General features: G+C 71.6%; 20 protein-coding genes. 14 read left to right on the top strand and 6 right to left on the bottom strand.

Translation table 11 applies throughout. The annotated features are described in order from the left end of the window. The first annotated feature begins 16 nt into the window (after positions 1-16). Positions 17-388: a metal-sensitive transcriptional regulator gene (locus IG78_RS0130425; protein WP_030568945.1), complete on the top strand. Its 372-nt coding sequence runs from the start codon at positions 17-19 to the stop codon at positions 386-388. Positions 389-555: 167 nt separating this feature from the next. On the opposite strand, the gene IG78_RS0130420 is transcribed toward IG78_RS0130425, so the two are convergent. Both IG78_RS0130420 and IG78_RS0130415 read right to left on the bottom strand, forming a co-directional pair. Next, positions 556-744 carry a hypothetical protein gene (locus IG78_RS0130420; protein WP_078965731.1) on the bottom strand — a complete coding sequence of 63 codons (189 nt, stop codon included), beginning with the start codon at positions 742-744 and terminating at the stop codon, positions 556-558. 188 nt (positions 745-932) lie between these two features. Continuing rightward, positions 933-1,766, bottom strand: a complete 834-nt coding sequence (locus tag IG78_RS0130415) for an SCO4651 family lipoprotein (protein ID WP_030568939.1) — start codon at positions 1,764-1,766, stop codon at positions 933-935. A 292-nt stretch (positions 1,767-2,058) separates the two neighbouring features. Here IG78_RS0130415 and IG78_RS50320 point away from each other — a divergent pair, with 292 nt between their 5' ends. Together IG78_RS50320 and IG78_RS0130405 are read left to right on the top strand one after the other, a co-directional pair. Beyond that, positions 2,059-2,217, top strand: coding sequence for a hypothetical protein (locus IG78_RS50320; RefSeq protein ID WP_169749730.1), 159 nt, complete (start codon positions 2,059-2,061; stop codon positions 2,215-2,217). Between the two features lie 99 nt (positions 2,218-2,316). After that, complete coding sequence (locus IG78_RS0130405; protein ID WP_030568936.1) at positions 2,317-3,918, top strand: FAD-binding oxidoreductase; 1,602 nt, start codon at positions 2,317-2,319, stop codon at positions 3,916-3,918. Between the two features lie 21 nt (positions 3,919-3,939). On the opposite strand, the gene IG78_RS0130400 is transcribed toward IG78_RS0130405, so the two are convergent. The 3 genes from IG78_RS0130400 to IG78_RS49540 all read right to left on the bottom strand — a co-directional run bounded on the left by IG78_RS0130400 (position 3,940) and on the right by IG78_RS49540 (position 6,845). Further along, positions 3,940-4,644, bottom strand: coding sequence for a phosphatase PAP2 family protein (locus tag IG78_RS0130400; protein ID WP_030568929.1), 705 nt, complete (start codon positions 4,642-4,644; stop codon positions 3,940-3,942). A 320-nt stretch (positions 4,645-4,964) separates the two neighbouring features. After that, positions 4,965-6,077, bottom strand: a complete 1,113-nt coding sequence (locus IG78_RS0130395) for a C40 family peptidase (RefSeq protein WP_199813330.1) — start codon at positions 6,075-6,077, stop codon at positions 4,965-4,967. Positions 6,078-6,683: 606 nt separating this feature from the next. Further along, positions 6,684-6,845, bottom strand: a complete 162-nt coding sequence (locus IG78_RS49540) for a hypothetical protein (RefSeq protein WP_157855915.1) — start codon at positions 6,843-6,845, stop codon at positions 6,684-6,686. Positions 6,846-6,853: 8 nt separating this feature from the next. On the opposite strand from IG78_RS49540, the gene IG78_RS0130385 reads away from it, so the two are divergent. The 7 genes from IG78_RS0130385 to IG78_RS0130355 all read left to right on the top strand — a co-directional run bounded on the left by IG78_RS0130385 (position 6,854) and on the right by IG78_RS0130355 (position 16,098). Further along, complete coding sequence (locus IG78_RS0130385; RefSeq protein ID WP_225882283.1) at positions 6,854-8,497, top strand: hypothetical protein; 1,644 nt, start codon at positions 6,854-6,856, stop codon at positions 8,495-8,497. A 331-nt stretch (positions 8,498-8,828) separates the two neighbouring features. Continuing rightward, positions 8,829-9,137, top strand: coding sequence for a hypothetical protein (locus IG78_RS0130380; RefSeq protein ID WP_030363595.1), 309 nt, complete (start codon positions 8,829-8,831; stop codon positions 9,135-9,137). A gap of 173 nt (positions 9,138-9,310) precedes the next feature. Further along, positions 9,311-10,156, top strand: coding sequence for a hypothetical protein (locus IG78_RS0130375; protein WP_030568919.1), 846 nt, complete (start codon positions 9,311-9,313; stop codon positions 10,154-10,156). Then, a complete protein-coding gene (locus IG78_RS0130370) occupies positions 10,146-11,486 on the top strand; it encodes a hypothetical protein (protein ID WP_030568908.1) in 1,341 nt (446 codons plus the stop codon). Before IG78_RS0130375 ends, IG78_RS0130370 begins: the two co-directional genes overlap by 11 nt. Then, on the top strand, positions 11,483-13,042 hold the full coding sequence (locus tag IG78_RS0130365) for an SCO6880 family protein (protein ID WP_030568906.1): 1,560 nt from the start codon (positions 11,483-11,485) through the stop codon (positions 13,040-13,042). The genes IG78_RS0130370 and IG78_RS0130365 overlap by 4 nt, the downstream gene beginning before the upstream one ends. 58 nt (positions 13,043-13,100) lie before the next feature. Beyond that, a complete protein-coding gene (locus IG78_RS0130360; RefSeq protein ID WP_030568903.1) occupies positions 13,101-14,522 on the top strand; it encodes an ATP-binding protein in 1,422 nt (473 codons plus the stop codon). A gap of 1 nt (position 14,523) precedes the next feature. Beyond that, positions 14,524-16,098, top strand: coding sequence for a type IV secretory system conjugative DNA transfer family protein (locus IG78_RS0130355; RefSeq protein ID WP_030568900.1), 1,575 nt, complete (start codon positions 14,524-14,526; stop codon positions 16,096-16,098). Between the two features lie 107 nt (positions 16,099-16,205). Here IG78_RS0130355 and IG78_RS0130350 read toward each other — a convergent pair whose 3' ends face one another. Beyond that, positions 16,206-16,775, bottom strand: a complete 570-nt coding sequence (locus IG78_RS0130350; protein WP_030568897.1) for a GNAT family N-acetyltransferase — start codon at positions 16,773-16,775, stop codon at positions 16,206-16,208. 183 nt (positions 16,776-16,958) lie between these two features. Here IG78_RS0130350 and IG78_RS0130345 point away from each other — a divergent pair, with 183 nt between their 5' ends. The 4 genes from IG78_RS0130345 to IG78_RS0130330 all read left to right on the top strand — a co-directional run bounded on the left by IG78_RS0130345 (position 16,959) and on the right by IG78_RS0130330 (position 20,694). Beyond that, positions 16,959-17,888 carry an ATP-binding cassette domain-containing protein gene (locus IG78_RS0130345; RefSeq protein WP_030568894.1) on the top strand — a complete coding sequence of 310 codons (930 nt, stop codon included), beginning with the start codon at positions 16,959-16,961 and terminating at the stop codon, positions 17,886-17,888. Then, positions 17,885-18,712: an ABC transporter permease gene (locus IG78_RS0130340; RefSeq protein WP_199813329.1), complete on the top strand. Its 828-nt coding sequence runs from the start codon at positions 17,885-17,887 to the stop codon at positions 18,710-18,712. The genes IG78_RS0130345 and IG78_RS0130340 overlap by 4 nt, the downstream gene beginning before the upstream one ends. 63 nt (positions 18,713-18,775) lie before the next feature. Further along, complete coding sequence (locus tag IG78_RS0130335; RefSeq protein WP_078965730.1) at positions 18,776-20,017, top strand: sensor histidine kinase; 1,242 nt, start codon at positions 18,776-18,778, stop codon at positions 20,015-20,017. Beyond that, on the top strand, positions 20,014-20,694 hold the full coding sequence (locus IG78_RS0130330; protein WP_030568887.1) for a response regulator: 681 nt from the start codon (positions 20,014-20,016) through the stop codon (positions 20,692-20,694). The genes IG78_RS0130335 and IG78_RS0130330 overlap by 4 nt, the downstream gene beginning before the upstream one ends. Positions 20,695-20,840: the final 146 nt, after the last annotated feature.

The following is a 20,840-nucleotide window of genomic DNA, read 5'->3' as shown; positions in this document are numbered from 1 at the left end:
TGCACAGGAGGACGCGATGACGACCACCGACGCGGCCGGCGCGGCCACGAACACCGAAGCGCCCTCCGGCCCCGACCGGACGGCCGAGCCCGCCCAGGCCCACAAGACGCACGGGTACCACAAACAGAAGGACGAACACCTCAAGCGCCTGCGCCGCATCGAGGGCCAGATCCGTGGCCTGCAGCGCATGGTCGAGGAGGACGTCTACTGCATCGACATACTCACGCAGGTCTCCGCGGGCACCAAGGCCCTCCAGTCCTTCGCCCTCCAGCTCCTGGAGGAGCACCTGCGCCACTGCGTCGCCGACGCGGCGGTCAAGGGCGGCGACGAGATCGACGCGAAGGTGGAGGAGGCGACGAAGGCGATCGCCCGGATGCTCCGTACGTGACGCTCGCCGTGCGGCCTCCGGAGCGGATGCGGGCAAAAAGGGCGAGTGGGTGGGGAAAACCCGCCGCGAAGCGGCAAAACAAAAGGCCGGAAACCCACGGGACAACGTCCGGTAAACGGTGGGAGCAGCCCGGGGTGTAGCCCGGGGCAGCCCGGGGGCGGTCGGGCCTACGGCCGGGATTCGTCCCGGCCCACCCCACCCTCGTACCCGTCGGAGACCTGAAGCACCTCGTCGATCCGGTCAGCACTGAGCCGCTCACCGCACGCGGCGGACGCCGCGATGATCAGTTCGCCGCACAGCTCGATCTCGGCGAGGGCAACGTGGTCCTGAACTGCCGTTCCACCCAGCGGAGCCACGTTCACCACCTCTTCCTGACCACGGTCGTGCCGGTACCGGCTTCCTAGAGTAGGGAGCGGCCTACGCACCGCGCATGGCACGGACGGACCATATTGCACCCCTCATTCCCCCCTCCGCCCCGATGGTCCGAGGCCTGTGCCGCACAAGGTGACGCCCGCCGTCAGCGGGCCACTCCTGCTGCAACGGCTCAGCGCTCGGCAATCTTCCCGGCGAAGATGTCCTTGTCCGCGGGGAGCCGTACGTCGACGCGGGTCCCGAACGCGTACAGCGAAGTCGTCGACGCCACCGCCGCGTTGGCCACCTTGAACTGGTGGCGGACCTTGCGCAGCCGCCCCTGTTCGTCGAGGTAGGCGTCGAAGGGCACACGGCCCTTGCTGAACCCTTTCGCCAGTGCTGACCGCAGCGCGGGGGCGTGTTCCTTCGAGGCGGACCGCGCGGCGCGGGCGAGGTCGATGACGCCGCGGTAGTGGGCCACGTCGACACCGGCGACGCGGGTGCGCTCGACGTACGTCACCCGCCGCGCGCCGCGCAGGAGTTCCGCGGCGACCAGCGGGTCGGTGGCGCCGCCGGTGACGAGGTTGCCGTCGGACAGCGAGGCCGGCTCGATGCGCACCCATTTGTCGGCGGGCACCCCGGCCCCGCGGTTCTTCATGTACAGGTCGCCGCCCGCCATCAGCTCCGTGACCGGGGGCTTGTGCTTGCCGCGGGTGCCCGCAGGGTCCTCGGGCAGGACGACGTCGAACCGGCCGAGGCGGCGCCGGAAGTCGTACCCGCCGCGCCCGGTGACGGTCACTCGGGTGCCGCCGCTCGCCATCTCCATGGAGGTGCGCACCCTGGCACTGTCCGCCCGCTCCGGCGAGTCGGCGGCCTCGCGCACGGCGCCCACGGGGTCGGCGGCCGCCGGGTCGTCGCTGGCCGCCGCGCCACCGCCGGAGCAGCCCGTGACGAGCGCCATGAGGCCGGCCGCGGCGACCGTGGCCGCACCGGCCGCTCTGCCCGTGTGCCTGTGCTGCTGCCCCATCGCGCCGACGACCCCCATCCCTTCCGCTGTCGTTTCGACTAACGACCGGTAAGGGCCCCCGTCACGCGACGGCGGGGGTACCCCGCCACGTGCCGGTGGGGGCGCCCCGTAAGGGGCGCGGGGATGACTCCGCCCCGTAAGGGGCGCGGGGAACTGCGCGCTCAGCGCGCGAAAAGCCGCAGACGCGTCTGCCGAGCAACTGTGCAGACGCGTCTGCGGCTTTTCGTCGGCCGGTCGCGCAGTTCCCCGCGCCCCTACGGGGGCGTTCACCTGACCGGCGTACCGTGGCCGCGTGGCAGAGCAGCAACCCCCCGAACTCCACCGGACCTCCACCGTCGAGAACGGCCCGTTCTGCACCGCCCGCTGCACCTGCGGCTGGCGCGGTCCCGCCCGCAGGGCCCGCAGCAAGGCCCGCGACGACGCCGCCCACCACGTCACACAGCCGATGTAGCAGCGGGGCCGCCGGGGCGGCGCAGCCGATGTCGCCGCGTCGGGGAACCCGTACCGCGCCCGCACCGTCTCGTTGTGCGGGAAGCAACGGGAGGGCCTCATGCAACGACGTACGTTCCTCGGAACGGCCACCGCCGCACTCGCGGCGGGCACCACCACCGCCTGCTCCGGCAGCGGCAAGGACACCGCCACCGGGTCCGGCGGCACGGGAGACGGCCGTGCCCTGGGCGGCGGAGGCGGCAGCGGAGGCGGCACCACCCCCATCAAGACCGCGGCCGCCTCCGCTCCGGCCGACCTGGCGGCTCTGGCCAGGGATCTGGACGGCCCCCTGATACGCCCGGACGAGGCCGCCTGGGCCACCGCGCGCCAGCTCTACAACACCCGCTTCGACAACCTGAAGCCCACCGCCGTCGCCTATGTGGCGGGCGTGGACGACATCCGCACCACCCTGGCGTACGCCCGCGCCCACGACACCCCCGTGGCCATCCGCAACGGCGGGCACTCCTACGCCGGTTGGTCCTCGGGCACCGGCCGCCTCGTCATCGACGTGTCGAAGCTGAACCGCGTACGCAGCTCAGGCACCACCGCCACCATCGGCGGCGGCGCCAAGCTCATCGACGTCTACCGCTCACTCGCCGCGAAGGGCGTCACCATCCCCGCGGGCTCCTGCCCGACCGTCGGCATCAGCGGCCTCACCCTCGGCGGCGGCCACGGCGTGGTCTCCCGCGCGTACGGCCTCACCTGCGACAGCCTCACCGGGGCGACGCTCGTCACGGCCGACGGCAAACAGATCAGGGCCGACAAGTCCGAGAACAAGGAACTGTTCTGGGCGCTGCGCGGCGCGGGCAACGGCCAGTTCGGCATCGTCACCGAGCTGACCTTCCGCACCCACCCGGCCCCGCAGGCCGTCTCCGCCTATCTGACCTGGCCCTGGTCGAAGGCCTCCGCGGTGCTCAAGGCATGGCAGACGTGGGGCCCCGCCCAACCGGACGAGATCTGGTCGTCGCTCCACCTGGCCGCCGTGCCGGGCGGCACGCCCACCATCTCCGTCGCCGCGTTCTCGCTCGGCACGTACGGCTCGCTGCAGAACGCCGTGGACCGGCTCGCGGACAAGGTGGGCGCACCGGCGCGCAGCGTGTCCCTGAAGCGGCGTTCGTACGAGCAGGCGATGGAGGTGTACGCGGGCTGCTCGTCGTTCGCCGCGGACGCGCAGTGCCATCTGCCCGGGTCGACACCGGGGCGCACGCCGAGCGGCGCGCTCGGCAGGGAGACGTACGCGGCCCGCTCCGACTTCTTCGACCGCTCGCTGTCCGGTGCCGGGATCCGCGCGCTGCTCGCGCAGATCGAGTCGGTGCGCGGCCCGCGCGGCACGGCGGGCAGCATCGCCCTTACCGCGCTCGGCGGCGCCATCAACCGCGTCGACCCGACGGCCACGTCCTTCGTGCACCGGCGTTCACGGATGCTCGCGCAGTACATAGTGTCCTGGCGCCCCGGCACGTCCGGCAGCAGCTCCCAGGCCTGGCTCGACTCGGCCCACGGCGCGCTCAGGCGGTACGCGTCCGGGGCGGCGTACCAGAACTACACGGACCCGACGCTCACCAACTGGCGCGAGGCCTACTACGGTCCCGCGGCGCCGCGCCTGAAGAAGGTGAAGAAGCAGTACGACCCGACGCGCTTCTTCTCGTTCCCGCAGGCGCTGTAGGCGGCACGGTCCTGCGGGGCGCTACGCCGCCAGGTCCCGCTCGTCCGCCCCCGGCGCCGGTTCCTGCCCGGTCAGCGTGGCGACGGGTTCGACGTCGCCCGCTCCGCGCCACACGAGCCGGGAGGCCCTCGCGGAGCGTCCGACGGCCTTGGTGAGCGGCGTCAGGAGTGCCATGGCGAGCGGGGAGAGCAGCAGCGTGACCGCCGTGCCGAGCGCGAAGCCGCCGACGACGTCCGTGGGGTAGTGCACGCCCATGAAGACACGGCAGAAGCCCTCGGCGGCGGCGAGCGCGATGCCGGCGACGCCGAACTTGCGGTGGGCGACGAACAGGCCGACGCCGATGGCCATCGCGAGCGTCGCGTGATCGCTCACGAAGGAGAAGTCGCTCTTGCCGTCGACGAGGACTTCCAGGCCCTGGTGGTCCGCGAAGGGCCGTGGCCGCTCCACGAAGCCCCTTATGGGGATGTTCACGAGGACGGCGACACCGGCGGCGAGCGGCGCCCACACGACGGCGGCGACGGAGGTGGCGGCGTCGTCGAGCGTGCCTCTTCTTCGGGCGCCCCACCAGCACCACACGACGAGCAGGACGAGGGCGAGCAGCAGTCCGTACTCGCCGACGAACGCAATCGCCCTGGCCAGCTTGCCAGGGGCGTCGTCTGCCATGCCGTTGATGTCGTAGAGCAGGCTGACATCGGGGTTCGACCCGGAATCATCGAGTCCAGCCATGGTGCTGCGGCCCCTTGTCCTCTTCACCCATGAGCGCGCGCCGTTGCGCGCCCTTCCATCAACCCCCGTGGTCAGTGCAGTCGTGCCCGCGTGCGTGCCGTACCCATCCCGTACCAGTCAAGGGAACGCCCGGTCCCCCTCACTACGTTCCACTCTCCACCGAATGATCACTCAGACGTTATCGAAGAGAGATTCATCGCCGCAGCTCAGGGGCTTGCTCTGACGGAGGGTTCAAGCCAGATCACACGGCGCACGCGCCGTGCGCAGGCCTTTCGTCCAGCACCCGGGCGGTGCGCCCGCGCGGGCCCGCGGGGCGCGGGTCAGACCTCCGCGCCCCCGTCCGCGCCGCCGTCCGCAGGCCGCTCACGGCCCTCGTCCGCCCCGGCGCCCGGCTCCTCACCCGCGCCCCTCTCCGGCGCCGCGGGCTCCTCGGGCCCCTCGGGCTTCTCCTCGGCACGCTCGACACGCTTCTCGACCGGCTTCCCGGGGATCGCTTTTGCGCCATCTTCGGTGACCCGCGTGGCTCCGAAGTAGTCCGGTGTGTCCACCGGGTCGAAGCGGATCACCGCGCCCGGCCGCGGGGCGTCGATCATGTAACCGCCGCCCACGTAGATGCCGACGTGCCGGATGGCGCGCGAGTTGCCGAGGTCGTCCGAGAAGAAGACCAGGTCGCCCGGGAGCAGCTCCTCCCGCTTGGGGTGCGGTCCCGCGTTGTACTGGTCGTTGGCCACGCGCGGCAGTTCGATCCCGACGCTGCGGTACGCGGCGAGCGTCAGCCCCGAGCAGTCGAACCTGCCGTTCTGGTCGGCGGTTCCGTTGCCGCCCCACAGATACTCCGTGCCCAGCTTCCGCTGCGCGTAGGAGATCGCTCCGGCCGCCTGCTGCGAGGGATTCACCCGGCCGATGGGCCTGGCGAAACTCTTCTCCAGAGTCGTGATGATTTTGACGTAGTTCTGCGTCTCGTTGTACGGGGGCACCCCGCCGTACTTGAGCACGGCGTAGGCGCCCGCGTTGTACGCGGCGAGCATGTTCTTCGTCGGGTCGCCGGGGGCGTCCTTCACGTACTTCGCGAGCTGACAGTCGTACGAGGCCGCCGACGGGATGGCGTCCTTGGGGTCCCACACGTCCCGGTCCCCGTCGCCGTCCCCGTCGATCCCGTGCGTGGCCCACGTCCCCGGGATGAACTGCGCTATTCCCTGCGCCTTGGCCGGGCTCTTCGCGCCCGGGTTGAACCCGCTCTCCTGATAGAGCTGGGCGGCGAGCAGGGCCGGGTTGATGGCCTTGCACAGATTGCCCCACTTCTGCACGAGGGGCTGGTACGAGGCCGGCACGGCGCCCTTGGCCAGGCCGACGTTCCCGCCGCCCCCGGCGCCGCCCGCCATGCTGCCCGCGGCGACGAACGTCCCGATGACGAGCAGCCCGATGAACCCCATGGACCCGCTGAACGCGACGGCCGCGAGCAGCCACGTCTTACGCACCGTCAACCACCCCAAGGCTCCTGGGAGTCCGCCGGAATCAGTGTAGGGGCGGTGGTCTGCGCGCAGTTGCGAAACACACTCTCCGGAGAGCGGACTCCCCCTGCCCCGGCCGACACGGCACCCCCGTGCGTGACGGGAAACAGTCCGTCATGAGTGATTGACGGAGCGCCAACTCTGCCAGAATGTAGGGGAATTGAGCGCGGGGGGCGCGGGCGGAGGGGACTGCCCGCTCCCGGTGAGCCGCGCCCTACGGCTGGGGGGAGCCGCAGATGGAGTCCAAGCGACCCGACGACCGGGGCGGGGAGCCGGTGGACCGGGGCGGGGAGCCGGTGGACCGGGGCGGGGAGCCGGTGGACCGGCGCCCTGAGCCCGAGGACCGACCCGGCACCTTCGGCCCACCGCCCGCTGGGCTTCCGGGAACGCCTCCGGGCACGCCTGGGGGAACGCCTCCGGGCACATCCGGGGGGACGCCACCGGGCACATCCGGGGGAACGCCTCCGGGCACGCCACCGAGTACCCCCGGGGAGACGCAACCGGCCATATCCGGGGGGACGCCACCGATCACGCCCAGGGGGACGCAACCGAGCACGCCACCGGCACCGGCGTACCCGGCAGCCCCTCCCGCACCATCAGCCACACCACCAGCCACGTCACCAACCGCACCACCAGCCACACCACCACCTCCGCCCACAGCCGCACCCACGGCAGCTCCGGCCCCGGCAACCCAAGCGATGTCCGCGACCCCAGCACTCCCACCCCACCCCGCCTACGGCCCTCCGCACCCCTACGCCGCCCCGCCCCCGACCGCCCCCGGCCCCTACGGCACCCCCGAGGTCCTGGGGACCTCCGCCCCGCCCAAGGCACCCCCGCCAGAACCCGCCCCGCGGGAGCCCCTGCGGCCGCTCGCCGCCGCGCTGCTCAATCTCACCGGGCTCGGGCTCGGTTACGTGCTGATCAGGGCCTGGCTGCCGGCGGCGCTCTGCTGGGCGGCCACCGCCGCGCTGCTCCTGGTCGCGCTGCCCGCCGATGTGGACGGCGTACCGGGCGGTGCCCTCCTCGGCTATCTCGCCGTGCTCGTGCTCGCCGCCGCCGACGCCGCCCGCAGGGCCCTGCGCGCACCCATCGGCTGGCGCCTGCGGGCTCCCCTCGCCGCGGCGCTCGGCGTCGTCCTGCTCGCCGTCCCGGCCTCCGGCGCCCTCGCCTACGACGCCGCCAAGGACGAGGCCGTCGAGGACATGCTGCTCGACCGCCTCGGCAAGGCCGACCGCATCGTCGAGGACCAGGGCGGCCGCCCCTTCGCCGCCACCGAGAACGACTACCGCACCGCCCTGGACATCTACCGCGACCTCCTCGACGACCACGCGGGCTCCCGCGCCGCCGACCGCGTACCCGGCCGCCTGGACGCGTACTACAAGTCCGTCGCGGCCCCGTACACCGAGAAGCAGTACTGCGAAGCCGTCGAGCCGCTGAAGTATCTGCGCACCCTGCCCGCAACCGTCGGCAAGGAGCGCCTCGGCCGGCTCGCGGGCTGGCCCGACAGCCGCCTCGCCGACTCCCTCTACGCCTGCGGGATGACCTCGCTCGGCAAGACCGACGGCGGCGCCGACCTGCGCGAACTCCTGGACACCTTCCCCGGGTCCGCGGCGGCGGACAAGGTCGTGCCCGGCATCCGCGCCGCCATCGACGACCGCACCGCCGAGCTGACGGGCGCCGACCCCTGCACGGCCACCGGGGAGCTGCGCGCCATCCGCGCCACCACCGTCTCGCTGCCCGCCGGCGCGGGCGACCCGCTCGGCACGAAGGCCGCCGACGCCGTCGAGTCCGGCGCCTACGCCTGTGGTCTCGACGAGTTCGAGGACGGCCGCTACAGCGAGGCCGCGAAGACCCTCGACGGCTTCGCGGACACCTACCGGGGCAGCGGCAAGCGCGAACGCGCCCGGACCATCGCCATCGCCGCCGAGGTCGCCGCCGCCAGGCCACAGGCGGGCGGCAAGCTGCCCGCACAGCGCGGACCCGGCTCCGGCCAGGACTTCGTGGTGAAGAACGACGGCCCCGGCGCCGTCGAGATCCTGTTCACAGGACCCGCCACCGGCAGCGTCAAGCTCGGCGCCTGCGCGGGCTGCACCACGTACAGCACCCGCGCCGAAGGCAAGTCCAAGGCCTGCAAGGCGAGCGGCCGCAGCTATCCGCAGAAGACGCTGCGGCTCCCGCCCGGCGAGTACCACTTCCTCTACAAGCGCGACACCGGCGCCATCGGCAGCGGCGGCCTGGTCAGCAACCACAGCGACGGCGCCAAGGTCCAGGGCGGCTACCGCTACACGGACTGCGCGTACGTCGTCAGCGGCGGCCTCGGCGACTTCGCACCCCGGTCCTGAGCCGCGCCCGCCCAGAACCGGCGGTCCGTCAGGGCCGTTCCGCCCCGGCCTGACTGAGGTGACGTCAGCGGCCACGCCGGGCATTCATTGCCCGGCGTCACGCCGCGTGATACACAGAGTGACCATACGTTCCTTCGTATACCGTTCTGCGCCCGCCGCCGGTCGGCAACGTGGGCTGCGTACGACGAAACGCACGAAGTCGGCCAACAATTGACGTCAAGGCGGCACGCGCCGGGCCGATTGTCAGCGAGAATGAGCTCCGTCCTCTGCACTGGGTAGGCAGAGGTGGGCAGAGGTGCCGGAACAACCCACTAGGGGCGGTGAGTTACACATGCTTATGGCAGCCGAGAAGGGCGACATCAACACCATCATCGGTGGGATCGCCCCCGACTGGGGCCCCTTCGGGAGCCTGGGCAACGAGGCGCGCGTGATGATCGAGGTGGTGATGGCGGTCGCCATCCTGCTGTGCCTCGGCATCGCGATCTGGGGCGCGGCCAAGCAGCGCATCGGTGCGACGGCGCTGCGGGACACCTTCAGCGCGGAGCAGGGCAAAGGTTTGATCATCGCCGGGCTCACCGGCGTCTTCATCATCGGATCGCTGGGCACGCTGTTCACCATCGTGTACGGCATGGCGGTCTGACCGGTCCTGCCACCCGTTCCTCTCCCGTCCGTCGTGCCCACCGGCTGAGGTTGCAACTCCCTGATGTCGAGTCACCACACCGCGCCCGCGCGGGAACCAGCACGGCTACCGTCGTGTCTGGTCCACCCGACGGACCGCGCGGCCAAGCAAGAGGTTGAGGGGACGTACGCGGCATGAGCGATGACGATGACCTCTTCGGCGGCACGGGCGAGACGCGGACGCGACTCCCCGAGCGCGACGGCGCGGACGGGTACGGCCCGGCGCGCAGATCCGGCCGTTCCGCGGGACGGTCCCCCTCGCGCAGCGTCATCACCGTCGTCGGCGTCGTCGTCCTCCTCATCGCGGCCATCGCCTTCGCCAACCGCGACGGGTCGTCGTCCGGGGACGGGGGCGACGGGGGGCGGGGCGGGGGGAAGGGGCCGGAGGCGGCGTCCACGGCGGCTTCCGGGGAGAAGCCGGTGAGCGGCGGCACCGGAGGGATTCCCTCCGGGTTCCCGAAGAGCCAGCAGGGCGTGGAGAGCGCGACGGCGAACTACGCCGTGGCGCTCGGGTCCGCCGACATGTTCGACACGGAGCGGCGTCACGTGATCGTCGACACCGTCTACACCCCGAACGCCGCAGCTCAGCGCAAGCCCGCGCTGGACAAGGTGTACTCGGGCGAGTCGTTCCTGTCCAGGATCGGCCTGCAGAAGGACGGCACTCCCCCTAAGGGCACGACGTTCGTGTCCCGCATCATCCCGGTGGGCACCAAGGTCACCAAGTTCGAGGGCGGGTCGGCGACCGTCGAGATCTGGTACTCGTCGCTCTTCGGCCTCGCGGGCGAGAACACCGAGAACCCCGTGACCGAGAGCTGGTTCACGAACACGTACGACATGCGCTGGAGCGGCGGCGACTGGAAGGTCGCCGACTTCAAGCAGAAGGACGGTCCCGTACCGGTCGGACGCGACCAGCGGGCCTCCACTGCCGACGACATGGCGAAGGCCGTGGAGGAGTACGGAGGGTTCACCTATGCCCGGTAGCACCCGACGCCGCGTACTGTCCCTCGCCGCGGCCGTCACGGCGGTGCAGACCGCCGCCGTCCTGCTCGCCACCCGCGCCCTCGCGGCTCCCGACCCCGAGGACGACCCCTGTGAACTCATCCGGGGCCCCGCCAAGAAGTACTGCGAGAAGGGCGAGGGCGGCGGCAGCGGTGCCCGCGAGGCGCCGCCCGGCGGCGAGGGCATGGGCGGCCTCGACCCCCTCGCCTCCCTCGCCAAAGGCTTCGGCGAAGCCGCCTCATGGATCGTCAACAAGCTCACGGAGTACGTGAACGAGACCGCCGCGGTGGACTTCACCAACGAGAAGTTCCTGCAGCAGTACGCCGTGGTGTTCGCCGCGTCGACCGTCCTGACGCTGATCGTGTGGCTGCTCGCGGTCGCCAAGCGCGCCATCCGTGGCGTGCCCATGCTCACCGCGCTGTCCGAGGCCATCGGATTCCTGTGGCTGACGGTGCTCGCGTCGGCGTTCACCCCGCTGATCCTGGCCACCGTCGTGTCCGCGACCGACGGCATCTCCGAGGTGCTCGCCAGCTCGGTGGGCGGGGAGACCGACGAGTTCTTCGGCACGTTCTCGCAGGCCCTCGACAAGGGCACCGACATCGGCGGCGGCCCGATCATGCTGATCGTCGTCTCCGCCGTCTCCATCGCCGCCGCCGGCATCCTCTGCCTGGAGCTCGTCATCCGCGCCGCCATGCTGTACGTCGGCGCGCTCCTCGGCACGGTCGTCTACTCGGGCCTCGTGGACAAGAACACCTGGGGCCGCATCCGCCGCTGGGCGGGCCTGATGATCGCGATCATCCTGGTGAAGCCGATCATCGTCATCGTCCTCGGGATCGCGGGCGCGCTCCAGGGCGAGGACGGCCCCGACTCCCTGTCCGCCGTGGTGTCCGGGCTCTCCGTCATCCTGCTCGCGATCTTCGCCAGCGCCTCCATCTACCGCTTCGTCCCCGGCTTCGGCGACGACATCATGGCCACCCGCAACAACCGCCTCATGCGCGGCGCCGAGAACCGCGCCGCCACCGCCCTCAACTCGCCCGCCGCCTGGGTCGCCCAGGGCATCCGCACCCACAGCGCCCGCTCCAACGGCAAGGCGGGCGGCGGCCAGGCCGGCGGCGGCGACTCCCCGGCCCAGCCCGCCACTGCCAACGCCGTCGGCAGCGGTGTGTCCACCCACGGCCACCGCTCGGCGCCCCCCTCGGGCGGCGGCGGCTCCGTCCCCGCCGCACCCCCGCCCCGCACCAGCCCGTCGAGCACCCCGCACGCGGGCGACCGCACCGGAAGTTCCAACAGTTCTGGAGGTGAAGGGCGTTGACGACCCAGTCCCATGTGTCCCCACCGGTCACGCCCCGCCGCACCTATCTGATCGGCCGCGCCCGGCCGAACGCCATCATCGGCCGCAACCGCGAGACCGGCGAGATCGCCCTGATCATCGGCGGCGCGTTCCTGGGCATGATGTGCGGCATCCTCATCCCCTTCCTCGCGCTGCGCCTCGTCCTGCTCATGGGCTTCCCGCTGCTCGCCATCGCGGCGGTCTACCTGCCCTTCAAGCAGCGCACGTTCTACAAGTGGTTCGAGATCAACCGCAGCTTCAAGCGGTCGCTCAAGCGCGGCACCACCTACCGTTCGGGCGCCGCCGAGGCGGGCGTACGCCTCGACGGACGCGAGGTCGAGGTCGGACCACCCCCCGGCATCGGCCGCATCAACTGGCTCGCCGCCCCCTTCGGCCCCGACGAGATCGCCGTGCTCCTGCACGCCGACCGGCGCACCGTCACCGCCGCCATCGAGATCGAGGGCCCCGGCGTCGGCCTGCGCGACAGCGAGGACCAGGAGGCCCTCGTCGACCGCTTCGGCACGCTGCTCAAACACGTCGCCAACGGCGACGGCTTCGTGACCCGCCTCCAGATTTTGGCCCGTACGCTGCCCGCCGACCCGGACGCGCACGCCAAGGACGTCACCGCCCGCGGCGACGACCGCGCCCTGCCCTGGCTCAAGCACTCCTACGACCAGCTCCAGTCGATGGTGTCCACCAGCAGCGAGCAGCACCGCGCCTACCTCGTCGCCTGCATGCACTACTCCCGCGACCTCGCCGCCGAGGCCCAGGCCATGGCGCGCGCCGGCCACCCCCGCGGCGGCCGGAAGCTGGACAAGGACGCCGGGCTCGCCGTCGTCATGGCCCGTGAGCTCACCGACATCTGCTCCCGCCTCCAGGAGGCGGACATCCGTGTCCGCCAGCCCCTCGGCCAGGGCCGCCTCGCCTCCCTCGTGCACTCCATGTACGACCCGGACCACCCCATCGACCACATCCAGGCCATGACCAAGCGCAACGCCTGGCCCGCCGAACTGGACGCGATGGAGCCCACCTACCTCCAGGCGAAGACCCGCGAGTCCTCCACCCGCGCCCCCTGGTGCCACGCCACGGCCTGGGTGAAGGAGTGGCCGATGACCCCCGTCGGCGTCAACTTCCTGGCGCCGCTGCTCGTCCACACCCCCGACGTCATCCGCACCGTCGCCGTCACGATGGACCTGGAGCCCACCGAGGTCGCCATCGAGCGGATGCTGACCGAGAAGACCAACGACGAGGCCGAGGCCAGCCGCCAGGCCAAGATGAACCGCACCGTCGACCCCCGTGACGTCGCCTCGCACTCCCGCCTCGACCAGCGGGGCGAGGACCTCGCGAGCGGCGCCGCGGGCGTCAACCTGGTCGGCTACATCACGGTGTCGTCCCGCTCCCCGGAGGCCCTCGCCCGCGACAAACGGACCATAAGGGCATCGGCCGGAAAGTCGTATCTGAAGCTGGAGTGGTGCGATCGCGAGCACCACCGGGCATTTGTGAACACGCTGCCGTTCGCGACCGGCATCCGGCGATGACGGCCCTGCGACGCGGCACCGCCGACGAACAGGCCAACGGTAAGGGTGTGAAGGTGCGATGCGGGACCCGCTGACCGTCCTCACGGACGCGTTCACGTCCTTCCTGTTCGGGAAGGTCGAGACGACGCGCCTGCCGGTGCGTACGTCGACGGGGCAGGCCCAGGCGGTCTACCTGCCGACGGCCGCGCCCGGCCTCGGCGACTCCGGCGTGATCATCGGCCGTGAGGTGTACTCCGGCAAGGGTTACATCTACGACCCGTTCCAGTTGTACGGGCAGCAGCTCCCGGCGCCGCACTGGCTGGTGCTCGGCGAGTCCGGCAACGGCAAGTCGGCCCTGGAGAAGACGTACGTCCTGCGCCAGTTGCGGTTCAAGGACCGCCAGGTCGTCGTCCTCGACGCCCAGGGCGAGGACGGCGTCGGCGAGTGGAACCTCATCGCGCAGGAGCTGGGCATAACTCCCGTGCGGCTCGACCCGACGGCCGCCCTGGACATGGGCATCCGTCTCAACCCCCTGGATCCGGCGATCACCACGACGGGCCAGCTCGCGCTGCTCCGCACGATCATCGAGGTGGCCATGGGCCACGGCCTCGACGAGCGCTCCGGCTTCGCCCTGAAGGTCGCGCACGCCTACGTCAACGAGACCATCGTGAACCGCCAGCCCGTCCTCACCGACATCGTCGACCAGTTGCGCCACCCCGAACCGGAGTCCGCGGAGGCGATGAACGTCGCCATAGACGACGTCCGGGCCTGGGGCCTGGACGTGGCCCTGGTCCTCGACCGGCTCGTGGACGGCGACCTGCGCGGCATGTTCGACGGCCCCACGACCGTCGGCATCGACCTGGACGCGCCCCTGACCGTCTTCGACCTCTCCCACATCGACCGCAACTCCATCGCCATGCCCATCCTCATGGCCATCGTCGGCGTGTGGCTGGAGCACACCTGGATCCGCCCCGACCGCAAGAAGCGCATCTTCCTCGTCGAGGAGGCCTGGCACATCATCAACTCGCCCTTCGTGGCGCAGTTGTTCCAGCGCCTCCTGAAGTTCGGCCGCCGCCTCGGTCTGTCCTTCGTCGCGGTCGTCCACCACCTCTCCGACGTCGTCGACGGAGCGGCCGCCAAGGAGGCCGCCGCCATCCTGAAGATGGCGTCGACCCGCACCATCTACGCCCAGAAGGCCGATGAGGCCCGCGCCACCGGCCGTGTCCTCGGTCTGCCGCGCTGGGCCGTCGAGATCATCCCCACGCTGACGCCAGGCATCGCCGTCTGGGACGTCAACGGCAACGTCCAGGTGGTGAAGCACCTGATCACGGAGACGGAACGCCCCCTGGTCTTCACCGACCGCGCCATGACGGAGTCCGTGAGCGACCTGCTCGCCCACGACGCCCTGGTGGCCGCGGAACGGGAGGCGGAGGAAAGAGCCGCGTACATGGAGAAACAACTCGGCGACGGCCCCGCGGGGTCCCGGTCGACGGTGGCGTGACATGAGACAGGACGGACGTTACCGGGAGCGGGGGCCCGTGCCCGACGAGGGGGCGCGCGGGCGCGGCGGCGTGCCGGACGGCCTCCTGGTGGGCGTACTCGCCTTCCTGCTCGGCATGGTGGTGCTCGTCTGGTCCGCCACGGGCATCGCGGCCTGGTGGGCGCACGGCGAGTGGCCGCAGCACGTGTCGTTCGGCCAGACGCCGCCCGCGGTGCGGCATCTGATCGAGGAGCCCCACGACATCACGGGCGCCTGGCCCAAGACCCCCGGCGACCAGCTCTCCGGCTACGGCCTCTTCTGGGGCTTCCTCATCGGCCAGGTCATGATCCTCATCGTCCTGACCATCTTCACCCTGGGCACGGTGGCCCGCTACCGAGCACTCCGCAGGGCCCGCAGGACAGCCCCAGTCCCTCCTGTGGCCGCCCACCCCACTCCGGCTCCGGCTCCGGCTCCGGCTCCGGCTCCGGCTCCGGCTCCGGGCACCGTGCCCACACCCGCTCCCGCTGCGGGCACCACTCCCGCTGCCGCTGCCGCTGTGGGCAACGCCTCCGCTCCCGCTATGGGCAACGCTCCCGCCCCCGCCCCCGCGGCCCCGACGGCCCCCGACGTCGACCTGGCGAAGCCCCCCACGTTCCCCACCCCCCGTACCCCTGTGGTCCTCGGAACAAGAGAAACCCACCGCCCCCTAGCCGCAGAGGCCATCGCAACCGCGGAATCCGCAGCCCTGATCATCACCTCCGACCCCACCCTGTGGGAGGAGACCAAGGACGCCAGAGCCAAACTCGGCCCCGTCCTCGTCTACGACCCCACCCACCTCTGCGACACCCCGGCCCGCCTCCACTGGCCCCCCACCACGGGCTGCGAGGACGGCGCCACGGCCACCCACCGCGCCAGATCCCTGCTCGCCCCGATCAGACCGAGCGCCAAACTGGACACCGCGGTCGCCGACACCGCCGACACCCTGCTGCGCAGCTTCCTGCACGCCGCCGCCATCGACGGCCGCAACATCAAACACGTACACCGCTGGGCCCAGGGCACCCAGGTCCAGGACGCCGTCCGCATCCTGCGCACCCACCCCAAGGCGAGTCCGGGCGCGGCGGGCGAGCTGGAGTCCGCCCTCACCGCGCACCCCGAACGCCGGGACATCGCACAGGAGCTGACGGCCCGCGCGCTCTCGGCCCTGTTCACGGTGAACGTACGGGAGTCGTGCACACCGAACCGAACTGATGCGCTCACCCTGGATTCCTTCATCGATGAAGGGGGCACGCTTTTTGTGGTGGGCGAGGCGATCGAGGACCCCAAGACCAATCCCGGTGCCATGCCGCTCCTCACGGCACTCGCCTCCAGCGTGGTCGAGCACGGCCGGCGCATGGCCGAACGGTCATCCTCCGGTCGGCTCGACCCACCACTCGCCCTCGTCCTCGACGATGTCGCCGCGGTCGCCCCGCTCCCGCAACTGCCGGAGCTGCTCGCCACCGGTGCGGAACGGGGGATGCCGACGTTGGCGCTGCTCCGCTCCCGCGAACAGGGCCGCGCCCGCTGGCCGCACGACGAGCTGACGGGACTGCCGAGCTGACGGGACCGGTGGGACCGCCGGGACTGGACGAGACTGGCGGGACCGGTCGAGACTGGCGGGACCGGTCGAGACTGGCGGGACCGGTCGAGACTGTCGGGGCCGGCGGGCTAGCCCACGCCTCGCCCGAGCACCATCTCCCGCTCCCGCGCCCCCGGATCCCCCGGCACGGGCACGGTCTCCCCGCTGGGCACGAACCCGAACTTCCGGTAGAACGCCTCCGCGCGCGGATTGTCCTCGTGCACGAAAAGCCGTACCCGCTCCACCCCCGCCCTCTCGTCCCCGGACGACCGCGCCCAGTCGACCGCCGCCGCGAACAGCGCCTCGGTGAGGCCCGTGCCGCGGAACTCGGGCCGTACGTAGACGCCCACCAGGTGCGCCTGCCGCACCGAGGCGCGTTCCGTGCCGAGCGCGCCCTGCGTCCCCGGCTCCTCGATCAGCACGGTCACCGAGCCCGCCCAGTCCCCGCCCGGCCCCTCGGCGATGAACTGCCGCATCGCGCGGGAGGGCACCGCGGCGCCCTCCGTGCGTTCCTGCCAGTAGGCGTCGGGCTTGGCGGCGGCGTTCTCGTACGTCTCAAGGAAGGCGACCGGCGCTGCCGGGTCCTTCAGGGCGAGCAGCCGTAGCTCACGGACCTTCTGCCAGTCCTCGGCGCGCACGGGCCGTATGAGGTGTTCCATACACCGATCTTGGGTGGCGGGCCGACCGCGCGCAACGCCATTCGCCCGCCCCGGCCGCTCCCCACCCGATCCCCCTCCGATCCCCTCCGGTCCCGCCCGGCGTCGTACCCCGGTACTACCCGCCTGCCGACGAGAAGACCCCGGTCCGACGCGCCCGCCCCTCCCGGCCGCGACCATCGAGCCATGATTCGAGCACACGGACTCACCAAGCGCTACGGCGGCAAGCGCCCCAAGACCGCCGTCGACGACCTCACCTTCGAGGTCCGCCCCGGCACCGTCACCGGCTTCCTCGGCCCCAACGGCGCGGGCAAGTCGACGACCATGCGGATGCTCCTCGGCCTCGACGCGCCGACGTCCGGGCGCTGCACGGTCGGCGGCCGCGCGTACGACCGGCACAGCGCCCCGCTGACCGAGGTCGGTGCGCTCCTGGAGGCCCGCTCGATCCACCCGGGCCGCTCCGCGTACCACCACCTCCTCGCCCTCGCGCACACCCACGGCATCCCGCGGGCACGCGTCCGCCACGTCCTGGAGGCGGCGGGCCTCACCGAGGTCGCGGGCCGCCGCGTGAAGGGCTTCTCCCTCGGCATGGGGCAGCGGCTCGGCATCGCGACAGCCCTCCTCGGCGACCCCGGGACCCTGATCCTGGACGAGCCGGTCAACGGCCTCGATCCGGAGGGCGTCCTCTGGATCCGCAACCTCCTCAAGGCCCAGGCGGCCGAGGGGCGCACCGTCCTCGTCTCCTCGCACCTCATGAGCGAGATGGCCCTGACCGCGGAGCACCTCATCATCGTCGGCCGCGGCAGGCTGCTCGCCGACACCACGGTCGAGCGCTTCGTACGGGATTCCGGCACCCGCTCCGTGAAGGTCGTGTCCCCGGCGGCCGCCCGCCTGGCCGAGCTCATCGCCGGGCCCGCGGTGACCATCACCAGCGACACCCCGGGCACCCTCGACGTCCAGGGCGCCGACGCCGAGCACATCGGCCGCACCGCCGCCGCGCACGCCATCCCCCTGTTCGAACTCACCCCGCAGGCCGCGTCCCTTGAGCAGGCCTTCATGGACCTCACCCACGACTCCGTCGAGTACGCCACGCCCCTGGAAGGAGCCGCGGCATGACCGCCACGGCCACGGACACCGCCACCCACCCGAGCCCGGACCGCGCCACCCCGGCCCACCCCACCCCGTACCGCATCACGCCGGCCCGGGTCCTGCGCTCGGAGTGGCACAAGCTGTGGACGCTGCGCTCCACCTGGATCACGCTGCTCACCGCGTGCGTGCTCGTCCTCACGGTCGGCATCACCATGGGCTCCACCTACGACGGTGACGACGCCGACATCGACACCGTCGTGTTCGTCCTCTTCGGCACCCAGCTCTCATTGATCTGCTTTGCCGTGCTCGGCATCCTCGTGACGGCGGGCGAGTACGCGACCGGCATGATCCGCGCGTCCCTGACGGCGGTACCGCGCCGTCTGCCGGTGCTGTGGTCCAAGGCCGCCGTCTTCACGGCCGTCGCCTTCACGCTGTGCCTCGTCACGAACGTCGTCACGTTCCTCGTCGCCCAGATCTGGCTATCCGGCTCCGACAAGGAGCTTTCGCTCACCGACGACGGCGTACTCGGCGCCCTCGCGGGCAGCGCCGTCGGCATCACCCTCATGAGTCTGATCGCCCTCGGCCTCGGGGCGCTGCTGCGCTCGGTGCCCGGCGGCATCGGCGCGTTCATCGGCTCCGTCCTGATCCTGCCGGAGGTCCTCACGACGCTCCCGCTCGACGCGGTCGACACCGCCACCCGCTACTTCCCCGCCCAGGCCGCCTCGTCCCTCGGCTCGATCGAGCACGTCAAGGACGCCGTGTCCCCGGGGACGGGCTTGTTCGTCCTCGCCCTGTGGGCGGCGGCCGTCCTCGGGGCGGCGGCGCTGCGACTCCGACGCAGCGACGTATGAGGGCTCGCGTACGTGTACGAGGATGAGCCCGTGACCCAGGACCCGCACCCGCTCACCAGGCACATGCAGCAGCTCACGCAGCGGGCGCGCGCCTTCGACAGGCGCCACCCGCTGGTGTGGGACGTGCTCCTGACGGGGTTCTTCGTGGTGGCGGCGGGCATCGACTACGCCGGGGGCGGCTGGCGCAACATCGCCCACAACACAGACCTGCCCGACTGGCTCATCGTCGCCCTGACCCTCGGCATGTCGCTGCCGCTGCTGTGGCGCAGGCGGCTGCCGATGACGGTGCTCACCGTCATCGTGGCGTTCAGCGTGGTCAACAGCGCGACGGGCGCGCTCCTCCAAGTCGCCTTGGTGCAGCTCATCGTCCTGTTCAACATCGCCCTGAAGCTGCCGCTGAGGACCCTGGGGTGGGCGGGCCTGATGATGACGGCGCCGGTGGTGGTGGGGTCCGTCCGCTACCCGAGGGGCAGTTGGGACCAGCAGATCGTCCCGCAGCTCTGGGCGTACGCCATCGTCGCGCTTCTCGGCATCGCGGTCCGCTCCCGCCAGGACTACACGCAGGCCCTGGTGGAGCGCGCCCACCAGTTGGAGGTCGAGCGCGACCAGCAGGCACGTCTGGCCGCCGCCGGTGAACGCACCCGCATAGCCCGCGAGATGCACGACATCATCGGTCACAATCTGTCGGTCATCACGGGCCTCGCCGACGGCGGCAAGTACGCCGCCGCCAAGTCCCCGGAGCGGGCCGCGCAGGCACTCGACGCCATCGGCAAGACGAGCCGTCAGGCCCTCGCCGAGCTGCGCCGGCTCCTCGACGTCCTGCGCGAGGAGGCGCCCGAGGCCGCCGAACTGGCCCCGCAGCCCGCACTGGCGGATCTGGACCGCCTCATCGACGGTGTACGGGCGGCGGGTCTGCCCGTACGCAGTACGTTCCACGGCCGCCCCGAATCCCTGCCGCAGGGCCAGGAGCTGACGGTGTACCGGGTCGTCCAGGAGGCCCTGACGAACACCATGAAGCACGCGGGGGCGGGGGTGACGGCGACGGTCGATGTCTCGTACGCCGATGACGGTGTGCGGGTGACGGTCACCGACTCGGGCGGGGCTTCGCGGGGGCGGTCTCCGTCCGTGCCCGCGGCGCCGGGTTCGGGCCGCGGCCTGAAGGGCATGCGGGAGCGAACGGCGTTGTACGAGGGCACACTTGAGGCCGGCCCGCCTGCCGACCCGGCCGAGGGCTGGCGCGTCCACCTGCATCTGCCGCGCCCAGCGGCACCGCACCTGAACCAGACGAAGGAATCCGCTCAGTGACCACCGTCCTCATAGTCGACGACCAGCCTTTGCAGCGTTTCGGTTTCCGCATGCTCTTGGAGAGCCAGGACGACATGACGGTGGCCGGGGAGGGCGGCAGCGGCACGGACGCGGTCCGGATGACCGCGGGCCTGCGCCCTGACGTGGTCCTGATGGACATCCGTATGCCCGGCATGGACGGCATCGAGGCCACCCGCCGTATCGTCGCTTCGGGTTCCGGGGCCCGTGTCCTGATCCTCACGACGTTCGACCTGGATGAGTACGCGTACGCGGGACTGCGGGCCGGGGCGTCGGGGTTCCTCATCAAGGACGCGCTGCCGGAGGAGTTGTTGTCGGGTATCCGGGCGGTGGCCACGGGTGACGCGGTGGTGGCCCCTCGGCTCACCCGCCGTCTCCTTGACGCTTTCGCCGACCAGCTCCCTGCCGGTCCTGACGGCGGGGACGCCCCCATCGACCCGGCGAAGCATCCGCTCCTGGCGGCTCTCACGGATCGCGAACGCCAGATCCTGACGGTCATCGGCCAGGGTTGGACGAATTCGGAGATCGCGGCTCGGCTGCATCTCGCGGAGTCGACGGTGAAGACGCATGTAGGTCGCATCCTGGCGAAGACGGGCGCGCGGGACCGGGTGCAGGCGGTCATTCTGGCGTACGACACGAAGCTGGTGCTGCCTTCATGAACCGGCCCTGATTCGGACCTGAACCGGTCCTGAGCCGGGCGGTCCTTAACGCAGAAAACCCCCGCACCGTGAGGTGCGGGGGTTTTCCTATAAAATTAGTTCGGCGGCGTCCTACTCTCCCACAGGGTCCCCCCTGCAGTACCATC

The organism is Streptomyces aureocirculatus, assembly GCF_000720475.1.
GTDB classification, from domain to species: Bacteria; Actinomycetota; Actinomycetes; order Streptomycetales; family Streptomycetaceae; genus Streptomyces; species Streptomyces aureocirculatus.
The sequence above is the reverse complement of the archived record's forward strand: the minus strand, read 5'-3'. Positions and strand labels throughout refer to the sequence as shown.

Bases quoted from the DNA above. Each gene is read 5' to 3' on its own strand.
- IG78_RS0130425 (WP_030568945.1), top strand. From the start codon at position 17: ATGACGACCACCGACGCGGCCGGCGCGGCCACGAACACCGAAGCGCCC.
- IG78_RS0130415 (WP_030568939.1), bottom strand. From the start codon at position 1,766: ATGGGGCAGCAGCACAGGCACACGGGCAGAGCGGCCGGTGCGGCCACG.
- IG78_RS0130405 (WP_030568936.1), top strand. From the start codon at position 2,317: ATGCAACGACGTACGTTCCTCGGAACGGCCACCGCCGCACTCGCGGCG.
- IG78_RS0130400 (WP_030568929.1), bottom strand. From the start codon at position 4,644: ATGGCTGGACTCGATGATTCCGGGTCGAACCCCGATGTCAGCCTGCTC.
- IG78_RS0130395 (WP_199813330.1), bottom strand. From the start codon at position 6,077: ATGGGGTTCATCGGGCTGCTCGTCATCGGGACGTTCGTCGCCGCGGGC.
- IG78_RS0130385 (WP_225882283.1), top strand. From the start codon at position 6,854: ATGTCCGCGACCCCAGCACTCCCACCCCACCCCGCCTACGGCCCTCCG.
- IG78_RS0130380 (WP_030363595.1), top strand. From the start codon at position 8,829: ATGCTTATGGCAGCCGAGAAGGGCGACATCAACACCATCATCGGTGGG.
- IG78_RS0130375 (WP_030568919.1), top strand. From the start codon at position 9,311: ATGAGCGATGACGATGACCTCTTCGGCGGCACGGGCGAGACGCGGACG.
- IG78_RS0130370 (WP_030568908.1), top strand. From the start codon at position 10,146: ATGCCCGGTAGCACCCGACGCCGCGTACTGTCCCTCGCCGCGGCCGTC.
- IG78_RS0130360 (WP_030568903.1), top strand. From the start codon at position 13,101: ATGCGGGACCCGCTGACCGTCCTCACGGACGCGTTCACGTCCTTCCTG.
- IG78_RS0130355 (WP_030568900.1), top strand. From the start codon at position 14,524: ATGAGACAGGACGGACGTTACCGGGAGCGGGGGCCCGTGCCCGACGAG.
- IG78_RS0130350 (WP_030568897.1), bottom strand. From the start codon at position 16,775: ATGGAACACCTCATACGGCCCGTGCGCGCCGAGGACTGGCAGAAGGTC.
- IG78_RS0130345 (WP_030568894.1), top strand. From the start codon at position 16,959: ATGATTCGAGCACACGGACTCACCAAGCGCTACGGCGGCAAGCGCCCC.
- IG78_RS0130340 (WP_199813329.1), top strand. From the start codon at position 17,885: ATGACCGCCACGGCCACGGACACCGCCACCCACCCGAGCCCGGACCGC.
- IG78_RS0130335 (WP_078965730.1), top strand. From the start codon at position 18,776: ATGCAGCAGCTCACGCAGCGGGCGCGCGCCTTCGACAGGCGCCACCCG.